This window comes from Pontibacterium sinense (genome assembly GCF_015209595.1).
Taxonomy (GTDB): Bacteria; Pseudomonadota; Gammaproteobacteria; order Pseudomonadales; family Balneatricaceae; genus Pontibacterium; species Pontibacterium sinense.
Genome location: NZ_JADEYS010000033.1, coordinates 1 through 13,541, shown reverse-complemented (window position 1 = coordinate 13,541; position 13,541 = coordinate 1). Strand labels below are relative to the sequence as shown.

Sequence of the window (13,541 nt, the reverse complement as noted above, 5' to 3'; positions counted from 1 at the left end):
TGAGGCTATTTTACACGATTGGTCTTGCTGAGTTTAGACAGGCGCAAAGCGTTGCCAACGACGACCAGTGAACTTAATGACATGCCTAACGCTGCCATATACGGAGCGACAAAGCCCAGTGCCGCCAGTGGTAGCGCTAAGAAGTTATACCCCGCGGCCCATCCAAGATTCTGACGTATGACGGAACGTGTTTTCCGGGATAGTTTGATGGCGTCAACTAAGCGCAACAGGTCCGCTGATATCAGCACGCCGTCGGCATTGGTTTTTGCCAGATCGGTAGCAGAGCCCATGGCAATAGAGGTCTGGGCGCCAGCGAGTACTGGGATATCGTTAATACCATCGCCGACCATGATGACCTGCGCACCGTTTTGCTGCAGTTGTTGGATATGAGCGAGCTTCTGTTCAGGTGATACACCTGAAACGACATGATCAATGTTCAGTATCGCTGCAACCTCGCCCACAGCACTGGAGCTATCTCCGGTCAGCATTTCACATCGAATACCAAGTGACTGTAGATGCTTAATTGTGTCTGCGGCTTCGGGACGGATCTGATCATTAAGGCGGAACCATGCCTGTGGACCTGCTTCACTGCATAGCAGAAGCCACTGGCCGCTCTGTGCCGGAAGTTCCGGTAGAAAGGAGCCGTTGTCGCAGACCCCATGGGAATACTCAGGCTTACCGATGCGGTACTTGATACCGTCGATCAGTCCTTCAAGCCCCTGACCTAAGGTTGCTTGAAGGTTCTCCACCTTGTAGTCGCTTACGACTGTATGGAATGCCTGGGCAATCGGGTGCTCAGAATGCTTCTCCAGTGCGGCCGCGATCTGAAGGTGCTCATCAGTCTTATGTTCTGCGAGTGAGCGTGTTTCCTGAAGGGTCAGGTTCCCTTCTGTCAGTGTCCCGGTTTTATCAAAAACAATATGAGTAGCACGCGCGAGGCTCTCTAGTACATGACCTCGGGTGATGAGTATGCCGTTTTGTCGCAGGGTACCGGTCGCGGCTGTCAGTGCAGTTGGCGTTGCCAGCGATAGTGCGCATGGGCAGGTCACAACAAGAACGGAAAGCGTGATCCAGAAGGCGTCTTCCGGAGAGATTAGCCACCAGCTAAATCCTACTGTTGCCGCGGTCAAAAGCACGGCGGAGACAAAATAACTGGCAAAGCGGTCAGCTAGTTGAGCGACCTTGGGCTTATCTTCCTGAGCCCGTTCCAGTAGGCGGACAATGGATGAAAGCTGTGTTTCTGCACCGACCTGTGTCACTTCTAGTGTGATCGGGTTTTCAACGTTAATCGTGCCGCCGATGACGTTTTCACCGAGCTCTTTTCGAATAGGGAGGTATTCACCGGTCAGCGCAGATTCATCGATCGAACTGCTGCCTGCGACGATTTTTCCGTCAGCAGGTACGGTATGTCCGGGTTTAATGAGAACCTGATCGCCAATGCTTAGCTCCTTTGCCGGAACCATGGTCTCCTCGCCATCAACGATTTTGATAGCGCTCGCGGGCAATAGGTTGAGCATGGCATTGCCTGCACGGCCCGTACGGTGACGTGCCTGCATTTCCAGGTAACGGCCAATAAGCAGGAAGAAAGTGAACATAGTGACAGAGTCAAAGTACACCTCTCCACTATCGGTGACCGTAGCCCAGATACTTGCCAGGTAGGCGCCACCGATAGCAATAGAGACCGGTACATCCATACTTAAATGGCGTGTACGGAGATCCCTTAAGGCCGCGACGAAGAAAGGGCGTGCGGCATACAAAATGACGGGGGTCGCAATCACCATGCTGGCCCAGCGCATGAAGGTGACGTGCTTACCTTCGATACCTTGAATAGCACCACCATAAAGTGCGACAGCGATCATCATGACTTGCATCATGCCGATACCTGCAACCCCTAAGCGGCGTGTGGCGCGTTTTCTTTCCTGTTCCAGAAGCTGCTCTTCCTTATCCGGGTGGTAAGGGTGAGCCTGGTAGCCAATCCGATATATCTCAGCGAGCAATAAGCTGAGTACCTGTGACTTTGAATCCCAGCTAATACGAGCACGGTGGTTAGTGAGGTTGACGCTCACTTTTTCCACGCCCGATTGTTTTTTCAGGTGATGTTCGAGCAGCCATATACAAGCTGCACAGGTAATTCCCTCGATGACCAAAGTGGCTTCTTTGATGCCATCTTCCTTCGTCACGACGAAGTCGCGTTGCACCGATTCTTGATCATAAAGCGCCAGTTCGCTCAGTTGAGCATCTGATACAGATTTTAGTGACAAATCCGGTGTGTAAGAGGCGGTTTCACGATGTTTGTAAAAGTTGTCCAGTCCGCTTTCTACAATGGTTTGGGCAACGGCCTGACAGCCGGGGCAACACATTGATCGTGGCTTTTCATCAATTACAGTGACAAAGCTGCTTCCCGCAGGGATATCTTGCCCGCAATGAAAGCAGCCTTCGGTCGTTGCCTGAGAAGGCGCGAGGGAGCTGTTCATCAATTATTCTGACGCTGTCAGTGTTGCTTTAACCGGAGCATCCGGATTCTTAGCTTGTTCTGCGCCAACAGCAATTTCTGCGCGTAAGCGCCATGTTTCATCAGCAGGTGTGAGTGTCATGTAGCGTTTGCCCAAAATTTTACCTTGTAGGCTACCAATGTAGTTTGGGGTGCCAGGCTGATGGCGGAGAGTCAGGGTTTGATCATAGTTTTTGTGCGTAGGGTGAATGATCCCAAGTGACAGAAATTCTGGCAGTGGAGATAGCTCGCCTTTGAGTTGCACGACAACATCACCGGTCAGCAGGTCAAATATAAGGTCGCCTTCCAGGCCCAGTTCGCGTGTGTATTGCTGACGTGTATCATCAACGTGATAACCGCGGGCCTGCTTGTAGTAGTCATCTTTAACAATGCCATCGTGGGTGACGATAGAGATATATAAGAACGCAAATCCGTAAATAAATACGGCGATCAGTGGTGCCAGAATAAACCACAGCCAAGGCTGTTTATACCAAGGGGCGATTGCTGGATTTTCTTTACTCATCGATATCTCTTGTAAATCTGAATGACTGAAGTCGGGATGGCCGAAGTGTATACAGGAATGTACCTGAAAGGGAGCCCTGTGCTTTATATACTTACTGCTAATGCCGGGTTATTTGGTCGGTATCAATATACTCAAAAAAATAGCCGCATCGCAGTGTGCGACGCGGCTATTCTACCACTATTTAGTGGTTATTGGCGCGAGCTTATAGGTGCGACTTAACGTCGCGGGGCCGGGCCAATGAAGCGGTTTTCTTCTTCGATTACGATAGTATCGTCATCGATCGCTTCCACTTTGAACTTAATGTCATAGTTCGGCTTGCTAAGGTACTTCGGTTCGATCTGCAGGCGAACAGGATGGTCAAGTAGTTCACCTGACTGAATGTTTACAAGACTTGCACCGATCATCTCTAGTCCGTCCAGGCCCATGATGGTGATTCGGTATTGGTGATCAACCTGTTCCTTGTTGGCAATTTTGAGGGTGTATACGTTTTCAATCTTGCCTTGGGAGTTTTCAATGTATAGCTGGCCGCGGTCACGCAAGATGTCTACTTCCAGAGGGATGCGGCTCATCAGTGTATAGCCGAACGCCAGACACATGAGCATCAGTGCGGCAAAGTAGCCAATCAGGCGGGGGCGGAACAGTTTTGTGACATTGCCATCGAGCGCATGCTCTGTGGTGTAGCGTACCAAGCCACGTTCGTATCCCATTCGGTCCATCATTGAGTCACAGACATCAACACAGGCACCGCATGCTACGCATTCATATTGAAGACCGTCACGAATATCGATTCCGACAGGACAGACATGTACGCAGGCATTACAGTCGATGCAGTCGCCAAGACCTTGCTCTTTATAGTTGGCGTTCTTTTTGCGCTTGCCACGACTTTCACCGCGTTTCTCATCATAGGAGATGATAAGCGTGTCCTGATCGAACATGACGCTTTGGAAGCGTGCATAAGGGCACATGTAGATACATACCTGCTCGCGCAGCCAGCCTGCATTGCCATAGGTTGCTACTGCAAGGAAGCCCAGCCACCAAGTTTCCCACGGTCCCAAGTCCCAGCTGAGCACGGCAGGAACCAGTTCACGGATAGGGGTGAAATAGCCCACAAATGCAATCGCTGATGTAATGGCAATCGTTAACCAGAGAATATGCTTGGCAGTCTTTTTGATTAGTTTGTTTTTGCTCCATGGTGATTTATCGAGCTTAATGCGTGCGTTTCGATCACCTTCGGTAACCCGTTCTGCCCAGATAAAAAACCATGTCCATACAAATTGTGGGCAAGCGTAACCGCACCATAGTCGACCTGCAAACGCGGTCACAAAGAACAGCGTGAAGGCTAATATAATGAGTAGCCAGGATAGCAACATAAAATCCTGGGGCCAGAATGTCATGCCAAAAACATGAAACTGACGACTTGGCAGGTCAAACAGAACGGCCTGACGACCATCCCATTGAATCCAAGAGAAAGCATAGAACGCAACCAGCATCATCGCGCTGGTGATGGTGCGGAAATTCTTGAACAGACCCTTGTAGAATTTTACGTGGATATGTTCGCGTTTGGCGTAAAGATCAAAGTCCTCTTTGTTCTTATTGCCATTACCAGATTTCTTAGGTGTGACATCTTGAACTGGTATCTGATTCATTGGGGTGCTCACCGCTATAAAAAATAACCTCACATGCCTTTGAGCCTGATCTTGACTGGTTCATTAGCATTTTCGAATATTATAAACCGTCCAATAAAAAAGGCGATATGATTTAGATCATATCGCCTTTTTTTGTCAGTCCAAGCGTTTATTTGTTGGACAAGCTGTAAACGTAACCAGTGATCAGGTGGATCTTGTCTTCGTTCAGCAGAGTGTTGTGCGCAGGCATTACACCGTTACGACCGTTACGAATGGAGTGGGCAACTTTCTCGAAAGAACCGCCGTACAGCCAAACATTATCAGTCAGGTTAGGTGCACCCAGTGCCAGCATGCCGGTAGCATCAGCACCGTGACAAGCTGTACACAGCGCCTGGAACTGAGCTTTACCGTTTGCAGCGGAGTCAGCATCAACTTCCTGGCCACTCAGGCTCAGCACGTAGCTGGAAACGTCACGTACGCCTTCTTCACCCAGTACAGCGCCCCAAGGAGGCATGCCGCCGTTACGACCGTTAGCGATAGTGGCTTTAATAGTCGCAGCGTCGCCACCATACAGCCAATCGTTATCGGTCAGGTCAGGGAAGCCGTATGCGCCAGAACCGGTAGATCCGTGACACAGAGAGCAGTTGTTGGCAAACATGCGCTGACCCATTTTCAGGCCAGCTTCGTTACCTGGCTGCTGCAGTTCTTCAACAGACATTGCCGCGTATTTAGCAAATACAGGCTTGTACTGTTCTTCTGCGTGCGCCATTTCCTCTTCCCACTGACCGGTAGAGGACCAGCCCAGCAGACCTTGGAAGCTACCCAGACCTGGGTACAGAGCCAAGTAAGCCAGACCGAAGATCACAGTCGCCATGAACATCTGGAACCACCAGCGTGGCAGAGGGTTATCGTACTCTGCAATGCCGTCAAATTCGTGACCCAGTGTCTGATCAGTTGCTTCCTTGTGCGTCTCGCTCTTGCGAGTCGCCAGCAGCAACCAAGTACAGCCAAGAATGACTGCCAGGGTAATAACAGTTACCCACGCGCTCCAAAAAGCACTCATTTTTCGATTCTCCCGTTATCGGCCTTCGCATTGTTGTCTTCGTCGTCATCTTCGAAGGGCAGGTTTGCTGCATCATCAAACCCTGCCTTGTTCTTTGGGTGTAGTACCCATGCGAACAAGGCCAGGAAAGTGATGAGCATTACCACCACAATGTAAGGACCATAAACATCGTAACTCACAGGTTGCCTACCGCACTTTGTCGTAGTTGTTGTGCAGTTTACCCAGAGACTGAAGGTATGCTACCAGCGCATCAATTTCATATTTACCCTGTACAGCTTCCTGTGCACCGGCGATTGCTTCGTCGGAGAAAGGAACGCCCAGCATGCGCTGAACTTCAAGCTTCTTGGCTGTATCTGAGCCAGTCAGCTTGTTTTCAAACAGCCATGGGTAAGAAGGCATTTTGGACTCAGGTACAACGTCACGAGGGTTGTACAAGTGAGCACGATGCCAGTCATCAGAGTAACGAGAGCCTACACGAGCCAGGTCAGGACCAGTACGCTTAGAACCCCACAGGAATGGGTGTTCCCAAACGTGCTCATTGGCAGTGGAGAAGTGACCGTAACGCTCAGTTTCCGCACGGAATGGACGGATCATCTGAGAGTGACATACGTTACAACCTTCACGGATGTAGATGTCGCGGCCTTCGAACTCCAGCGCAGAGTAGGTGCGCAAGCCGTCGATTGGCTTAGTTGTAGAGGACTGGAAGAAAAGAGGTACGATTTCAGCCAGACCACCACCACTGATCACAAGGATGATCAGTAGGATCATAAGGCCGATATTCTTTTCAATCGTTTCGTGTTTGATCATGTCTATCTGCTCCTATGACCTTAAGCTGCCTGTGCTGCAGCGTCAGCTGCAGGTGCAGTGCTGTTTTTACGAACAGTCTGCCAGGTGTTGAACGCCATCAGAACCATGCCTGCCAGGAAGAACATGCCGCCCAACCAGCGTACGAAGTAGCCAGGGTGAGATGCTTCCAGAGCTTCTACGAAGCTGTAGGTCAGAGTGCCGTCTTCGTTTACTGCACGCCACATCAGGCCCTGCAGAATACCGTTAACCCACATCGCGCAGATGTACAGTACAGTACCGATAGTTGCCAGCCAGAAGTGCGTGTTGATCAGGCCAACAGAGTACATCTGAGCTTTACCGAACAGGCGTGGCAGCATGTGGTAAACAGCACCGATAGAGATCATCGCAACCCAACCCAATGCACCCGCGTGTACGTGACCAACAGTCCAGTCAGTGTAGTGGGACAGAGCGTTTACAGTCTTGATGGACATCATAGGGCCTTCAAACGTAGACATACCGTAGAAGGACAGAGATACAACCAGGAAGCGAAGAACTGGGTCAGTACGCAGTTTGTGCCATGCGCCGGACAGAGTCATCATACCGTTGATCATACCACCCCAAGATGGAGCCAGCAGGATCAGGGACATAACCATCGCTACAGACTGAGTCCAGTCTGGCAGTGCGGTGTAATGCAGGTGGTGACCACCAGCCCACATGTAAGTCGCGATCAGAGCCCAGAAGTGAACGATAGACAGACGGTAAGAGAAGATCGGACGCTCAGCCTGCTTCGGTACGAAGTAGTACATCATGCCCAGGAAGCCTGCAGTCAGGAAGAAGCCTACCGCGTTGTGTCCGTACCACCACTGAACCATCGCATCGACAGTACCCGGGTATACAGAGTAAGACTTCCACAGGGAAACAGGCATTGCTGCACTGTTTACGATGTGCAGGACAGCAACGGTGATGATGAATGCCATGTAGAACCAGTTACCCACGTAGATGTGGGAGGTTTTACGCATTTTAACCGTGCCGAGGAAGACAATAGCGTAGGAAACCCACACGATCGCAATCAGCAGATCGATTGGCCATTCCAGTTCTGCGTACTCTTTAGAAGAGGTCAGACCCAGTGGCAGGGTAACTGCAGCAGCGACGATTACAGCCTGCCAGCCCCAGAACGTGAACGCGGCCAAGCCACCACCAAATAGGCGGGTCTGGCAGGTACGCTGTACCACGTAGTAAGAAGTTGCGAACAACGCGCAACCACCAAATGCAAAGATTACAGCATTGGTGTGTAATGGACGTAGACGGCCGTATGTCAGCCATGGGATGTCAAAGTTTAGTGCTGGCCAAACCAACTGGGCAGCGATCAGGACACCGACGGTCATACCGACGATACCCCAAACCACTGTCATGATGGCGAACTGGCGCACCACTTTATAATTGTAGGTGGGGTGTTCAGTTGCTGTGCTCATGCTCAGGCTCTCATCAACAAGCTAATTAAAGAAATTAGAGTTCAGGCGCAATTATGTGGAAATAGGCACTGATTTTCAATGTAAATGGAACAAAAATCGGGACGAATTGTCGCACCTGCGAAATAGGCGCTGTAGCACTCTGGTAGTAGTTTTTAATATTTTGTAAGGGCTGTAACTTGTTGTAATTTAAGGGGTATATGATTATTCCTTTATGGAATAACCATATAAATAGGGCGAATATAATGGTCTTTTTAGTACTTTAGGCGTGCTTTTTAAATGTGTGTCACAGGCCTTTTCGGTTCTTTACTTGATGTAGATCAAGCCGAAGAAATAGGTATGATTCATCTTCGTCTGCTACCAAGGTACTAAGCTCATGTTTGATAAAGGTAATTCTTGTCAGGGTGTTGTGTTGTTTGCGCACGGCGCGGGTGCGGGAATGGATCATCCGTTTATGCTGCAGATGGATGAGTTGTTGGCCGCGAAGGGGTTGCAGGTTATCCGGTTTGAGTTTCCTTATATGACAAAGAGGCGTGAAGACGGAAAAAAGCGTCCTCCAGATCGTATGCCTGTATTGCTTGCCCATTACAAAAAACAAATCGAAAGCGTGATTGAGAACACGAAATTACCCGTTTATATTGCGGGAAAATCGATGGGCGGGCGGGTCGCATCGATGTTGTTAGACGATACAGATGCTAAGGCATGCTTTGCGTTTGGCTATCCATTTCATCCGCCTCGCAAGCCCGAGAGTTTGCGTACTGAGCACCTCGTGGATATCGAGAAGCCTGTATATATTTTTCAGGGCACTCGGGATGCGATGGGAAATCAAGAAGAGGTGTTACACTACGCGCTTTCAGAATCAGTTCATCTGCATTGGCTGGAAGACGGAGATCATGATCTTAAGCCCCGCAAGGCGTCAGGTTATAGTCAGACAATGCATTTGGAGCAGATTGCGCAAAAAGTTGAGGAGATAATTAGTTGAGCGAGTTTTGTCGTCTGGTGTTGCAGTGTCGCCCAGGATTTGAAAAGGAAGCGGCAGCAGAGATAACTGATCGGGCGGCGGAGGTTGGTGTCTACGGATATTGTCAGCTAAAGCCACACGATGGCTATGTGCTATTTACGTGTCAGCAAGACGGTGATGCACGTGTGGTTGTGGATAAAGTTGATTTTCGCTCACTTATTTTTGTCAGGCAGTGGACAGCTTGCGGTGATCTGCAGGTGCTGGATGCGAACGATCGTATCGGGCAATTAGGCTCAGTGCTTGATGGTTATCCAGAGTGTGTTGAGCTTTGGGTGGAGCAGCCCGACACGACAGAAGGGCGAGAGCTTGGTACTTTTTGCCGGAAGTTCGGTTCGGCATTGGCGCAACACATGCGCAAGAAAGGAAAGCTGTCAAAGCGTAAGGAAGCGCGCAATACCCGCCTTCAGCTGTTTGTCTTATCAGGCAGCGAGATTTATGTAGGAATTGCGCCTGTGAATAACTCGGCCCCATGGTTGATGGGTATACCAAGATTGAAGTTTCCTAAGCAAGCGCCGAGTCGTTCGACACTGAAGCTTGAAGAGGCTTGGCATTGGTTTATACCGTCAACAAAATGGGATGAGAGAATTCCGTTAGGTGGTTCTGCAGTGGATCTGGGAGCCGCACCTGGTGGTTGGACGTGGCAGCTTGTTAATCGCAGTATGTTCGTAACGGCTGTTGATAATGGGCCAATGAACGATGACCTGATGGAAAGTGGGCAGGTGATTCACGCAGAGGAAGATGCGTATCAATTTGTGCCTGATAAAACGGTGGATCTGATGGTGTGTGATGTGGTGGAAAAGCCGATTCGCACTGCCGCGCTGGCATCTGACTGGCTTCTTAACGGCTATTGTCGCGAAGCTATATTTAACCTGAAACTGCCGATGAAACAGCGCTATCAGGAAACGGTTGGATGCTTAAACCTTATTTCCGATCGAATGACGGAAGCGGGCGTAGCGTATGAATTGCGCACAAAGCAGCTCTACCATGACCGGGAAGAAGTTACCTGCTCTTTGCGTTTACTATAAAGAGGCGGGATAGTTGGTGTGCAGGGGCGCCATTTATGCAAAGCGCCCCTTTTGGCGCCGTTAGTGCTCAAGTATCGTGATTTTCTCATCGCGATCGAGCATAGGGTGGATCGCCTCCATCATCTCTTTACGTTCCGCTGATCCGTACCAGCGTTGCCAGTCCTGAATCGTTCGATAGTTAACGATGACATAGCGATGGTTGATATCGTTCGCATTATGTAATGCTTCGCCTGAAATAAAGCCGTGAGCATTCATGGCTTGTTGCAGTGTGTTGCGTGCTGCTTTTTCATAATATTCGGCCAGATCATCGGCGATGTGGCGTTCGATAATTACTCGGATCATAGTAGCCTCCTCATTGAGCGATACTGCATCCTGTTATTCTTGATATAAAACGTACTAATAATGTGACAGAAACGTAGAAAAAGCGACTTTCCCGGTAAACAACCTTTGCCTCATCTGGGTAATTTGAGACAATAGGGGCTCTGCAGTTAAGAGTGGCATGATGACAGATTTTAAAGTGGACCATGAAATGGATGCTCAGGGGCTATATTGTCCTGAGCCCGTGATGTTGTTGCACAACAAAGTGCGCGACATGGTAGATGGTCAGATAGTGCATGTGATTGCTACGGATCCCTCCACGCAGCGCGATATACCTAAATTCTGCTCCTTTCTCGGCCATGATTTGGTAGAGCAGCAGGTAAATGGCGATATATTTGAGTATTACATTCGTAAAGGGTCTGACTGACAGGAATGGTTAGTAATATCGCCCAGCTATGTAAAGATACCAATCAACTAATTGAAACACTGGAACGGATGCTCAGCGCTGAAGAGGAGCGGCGCGGCAATCGAATTGAGGCCAATAAGGTGAATGACGTCGTAACTCCAAAAGCTAAGTCGAAGAATCGTGCAGCAAATCTGGCGGCACTTCAGCAGCTTTCCGAAGCTTATCCAAATGCGTTTGATCGTAAGAACGTACGTCCATTAAAAATCGGTATTCAGGATGATCTGATTGCGGATGAGAAGGTGGCGAAAAACAAGATTAAACGTGCGCTGGCAAGCTATGTTCGTTCACTGAACTATTTGCGTTCGTTGCAGGACGGTGCTGATCGTATTGATATCAATGGTGAAGCCTCTGGCAGTGTAACTGCTGAGGAAGCTCAGCATGCAAAAGGTAAGTTGAAAGAGATTAATCAGGCTCGCCGTGAACAAAAGCGGGAGCAGGAGAAGAAGGAGCGTATGAATAACAAACTTGAAGCGCTCCTTTCGATGAACAAGTGATCTATTCGGGCGCCTTTTCTTGGCGCCCTTTTTCGTTTTGACCACCGGGCATTAGGTTGCATTGGCGCAGTATGCGCTGCCATGCTGAAGTGTGGTTGTCTCTGGCGCGTATATATTGTTGCCACATCCCATGTTCATTTGTCATGGATAGAACCTGCGTAAAATATCGATTCATTTCGGGGGTTGGTTCGAGCATGCCGAAAATGTTGGCTTGTATCGATAACCATTCTTCGCCGTTACGGTGAACGCGTGAGAGGTACGGTTGAAACTTCTCACTGTAAAATTTTCTAAAAACATTGCTCAAAATCGTGCGTTTCTGGGATTGGTGTCCGGGGTGGCAAAAAGGTTTTTGATCTAGTCGTGTGTTGATGGCGTGGGCGGTGCGCTCCATTGTTTCTGTTAGGAGTGCTATGGATTTCAGAAATCGTGAGCCGTAGCGGTTGGTGTTGAGTGTTTTGTAACTGGTTTCTATATCGTCAAGAAACTCTAGTGGGTCTTTATCGTGGTGTTCAGGATCTAGTTTGGAGAGGCGTTGAAACTGCAGAAAGACCGCGTATGTTGCTGTAAAGCCTACTTCGCCTTCAGTGGGTATTGGTGTTTCGCTACGAGAGAAATTGGCCGCCACTTCTTTTGATCCAAAGATTCCATTCCAGATTTCACTTTTCAGGTTTTGGGACTTTATATTGTAGATAGTCTCAATCCTTTCTTTCAGCTCTTCGTCTTGAGCTGGATCTTGTCTGATTAGGTTCAGGCATTGTCGAATATTTCTTATAAAGCGTATCTCGTAAAGCATTTGCTGAGATGGTTGCATCACGCGTCCGAGATTTGAGTTGCGCTGGGCAATCAGCTGCAGTAGTCCATCGCAATATTTCAGATCTAGCACTTCAATCAATCCCTGGTTTACTTCCTCTGTTTCTTTCATGCGATGACGTTTGCGAGGCAGGAGCGGGATGCTTTCTCCGGCTGTGAGTTGTGTATCGATGTCTACATCAATTGTGTTGCTAACGCGCTCCATATAGTCCTCAAGCAAGAACTCAGGAGAACTTCTGTCGCATCCAGATAGGAGGAGTGCGCTAAGTGTCAGGGCTATTAGCGTTCGCATTGGCGGGAATTTTATTGATTTTTCGAAATTATAGTATTTGTGTGCACGTGAGTATCGGTTCGCAGGTTGGTATTGGAGGGTGCTGCTATATTAAAACGAGGTGAGTTGTGTAACTCATTGAAAAACAAGATATTTATAAAATAATTAAAACATGGTTGTTGTTTTTTGTTGACCGCTTTCTGGGTTGAGGATAAGATGTGCATAAATCAAACAGACATGAAGTCATTAAGTCGTTGAAAATAAACGATTTAATATGTCCGATTAAAACATACTGTTTATTCTAGAGGGCTTTCCAATGACTACTTCCCAGAATCTGATCGTAAACGGCGGTTTTGAAAACGATGAAGTGACGCTGGACCGTAACTGGCAGGTATTTGGTGAGCTGGATGGTTGGAAAGCACTGAATAACAATATTGAGCTGCAGGAAAATGGTTTGTATACCAATCAGTCTGCATCCGAAGGTGATCAGTGGTTGGAGCTGGACTACAACGGCAATGCGGTTGAGGGTGTATATCAGAATATTCAAACCAATGCGGGCCAGGAATACACGCTTGGCTTGGATGTCGCGCTGCGAAACGGAACCCCTGAATCTACAAATACAATCGATGTATTTTGGAATGGGGATTTGGTGTCTCGTGTTGAGCCGGGTTCCACTGATTGGCAAAACGTCACGTTCACAGTAGAGGGCACCGGTGGTATGGATAAGCTAACGCTTGTGCATGAAGCTGCTGACGCCGATAGCTTTGGTGGCTTGATCGACAATGTTACGTTGTTCGAGTCTGATGCCGGAGATGTAGACGACGGTTCCAAAGACAAAGGTTCTAAGGACGACGGCTCCAAAGACAAAGGTTCTAAGGACGACGGTTCCAAAGACAAAGGTTCTAAGGACGACGGTTCCAAAGACAAAGGTTCTAAGGACGACGGTTCCAAAGATAAAGGTTCTAAGGACGACGGTTCCAAAGATAAAGGTTCTAAGGACGACGGTTCCAAAGACAAAGGTTCTAAGGACGACGGCTCCAAGGACAAAGGTTCTAAGGACGATGGCTCTAAGGACGACGGTTCCAAAGACAAGGGTTCTAAGGACGACGGTTCCAAAGACAAAGGTTCTAAGGACGACGGCTCCAAAGACAAAGGTTCTAAGGACGACGGTTCCAAAGA

14 protein-coding genes are annotated in these 13,541 nt (G+C 48.9%); 5 read left to right on the top strand and 9 right to left on the bottom strand.

Translation table 11 applies throughout. From position 1 onward, the window contains the following. Positions 1–5: 5 nt before the first annotated feature. From IOQ59_RS20635 to ccoN, 7 genes are all read right to left on the bottom strand, one after another. Positions 6–2,474 carry a heavy metal translocating P-type ATPase gene (locus IOQ59_RS20635; protein WP_193955372.1) on the bottom strand — a complete coding sequence of 823 codons (2,469 nt, stop codon included), beginning with the start codon at positions 2,472–2,474 and terminating at the stop codon, positions 6–8. Positions 2,475–2,477: 3 nt separating this feature from the next. Then, a complete protein-coding gene (locus tag IOQ59_RS20630; RefSeq protein ID WP_193955371.1) occupies positions 2,478–3,014 on the bottom strand; it encodes a FixH family protein in 537 nt (178 codons plus the stop codon). A gap of 215 nt (positions 3,015–3,229) precedes the next feature. Next, entirely contained in the window at positions 3,230–4,660 is a 1,431-nt protein-coding gene (gene ccoG, locus IOQ59_RS20625; protein WP_193955370.1) for a cytochrome c oxidase accessory protein CcoG, read from the bottom strand. A gap of 148 nt (positions 4,661–4,808) precedes the next feature. After that, positions 4,809–5,702, bottom strand: coding sequence for a cytochrome-c oxidase, cbb3-type subunit III (gene ccoP, locus IOQ59_RS20620; RefSeq protein WP_193955369.1), 894 nt, complete (start codon positions 5,700–5,702; stop codon positions 4,809–4,811). Further along, positions 5,699–5,881 carry a cbb3-type cytochrome oxidase subunit 3 gene (locus IOQ59_RS20615; protein WP_193955368.1) on the bottom strand — a complete coding sequence of 61 codons (183 nt, stop codon included), beginning with the start codon at positions 5,879–5,881 and terminating at the stop codon, positions 5,699–5,701. The genes ccoP and IOQ59_RS20615 overlap by 4 nt, the downstream gene beginning before the upstream one ends. A 7-nt stretch (positions 5,882–5,888) precedes the next feature. Further along, positions 5,889–6,509, bottom strand: a complete 621-nt coding sequence (gene ccoO / locus IOQ59_RS20610) for a cytochrome-c oxidase, cbb3-type subunit II (protein ID WP_193955367.1) — start codon at positions 6,507–6,509, stop codon at positions 5,889–5,891. Between the two features lie 20 nt (positions 6,510–6,529). Further along, positions 6,530–7,960, bottom strand: coding sequence for a cytochrome-c oxidase, cbb3-type subunit I (ccoN, locus tag IOQ59_RS20605; RefSeq protein WP_193955366.1), 1,431 nt, complete (start codon positions 7,958–7,960; stop codon positions 6,530–6,532). Between the two features lie 373 nt (positions 7,961–8,333). Here ccoN and IOQ59_RS20600 point away from each other — a divergent pair, with 373 nt between their 5' ends. Then, positions 8,334–8,939: an alpha/beta family hydrolase gene (locus IOQ59_RS20600; protein WP_193955365.1), complete on the top strand. Its 606-nt coding sequence runs from the start codon at positions 8,334–8,336 to the stop codon at positions 8,937–8,939. Continuing rightward, positions 8,936–10,003: a 23S rRNA (cytidine(2498)-2'-O)-methyltransferase RlmM gene (gene rlmM / locus IOQ59_RS20595; protein WP_193955364.1), complete on the top strand. Its 1,068-nt coding sequence runs from the start codon at positions 8,936–8,938 to the stop codon at positions 10,001–10,003. Before IOQ59_RS20600 ends, rlmM begins: the two co-directional genes overlap by 4 nt. A gap of 60 nt (positions 10,004–10,063) precedes the next feature. Here rlmM and IOQ59_RS20590 read toward each other — a convergent pair whose 3' ends face one another. Continuing rightward, a complete protein-coding gene (locus IOQ59_RS20590; protein WP_193955363.1) occupies positions 10,064–10,345 on the bottom strand; it encodes an antibiotic biosynthesis monooxygenase family protein in 282 nt (93 codons plus the stop codon). Between the two features lie 160 nt (positions 10,346–10,505). Here IOQ59_RS20590 and tusA point away from each other — a divergent pair, with 160 nt between their 5' ends. Both tusA and IOQ59_RS20580 read left to right on the top strand, forming a co-directional pair. After that, on the top strand, positions 10,506–10,748 hold the full coding sequence (gene tusA, locus IOQ59_RS20585) for a sulfurtransferase TusA (protein ID WP_193955362.1): 243 nt from the start codon (positions 10,506–10,508) through the stop codon (positions 10,746–10,748). A 5-nt stretch (positions 10,749–10,753) separates the two neighbouring features. Beyond that, complete coding sequence (locus tag IOQ59_RS20580) at positions 10,754–11,281, top strand: ProQ/FINO family protein (protein WP_228051067.1); 528 nt, start codon at positions 10,754–10,756, stop codon at positions 11,279–11,281. Between the two features lies 1 nt (position 11,282). Here the strand turns inward: IOQ59_RS20580 and IOQ59_RS20575 are convergent, their stop codons facing one another. Next, positions 11,283–12,296, bottom strand: coding sequence for a DUF3080 family protein (locus IOQ59_RS20575; RefSeq protein WP_193955361.1), 1,014 nt, complete (start codon positions 12,294–12,296; stop codon positions 11,283–11,285). 382 nt (positions 12,297–12,678) lie between these two features. Here IOQ59_RS20575 and IOQ59_RS20570 point away from each other — a divergent pair. After that, on the top strand, positions 12,679–13,541 hold an 863-nt coding region (locus IOQ59_RS20570), incomplete at its 3' end, for a hypothetical protein (RefSeq protein ID WP_228051066.1).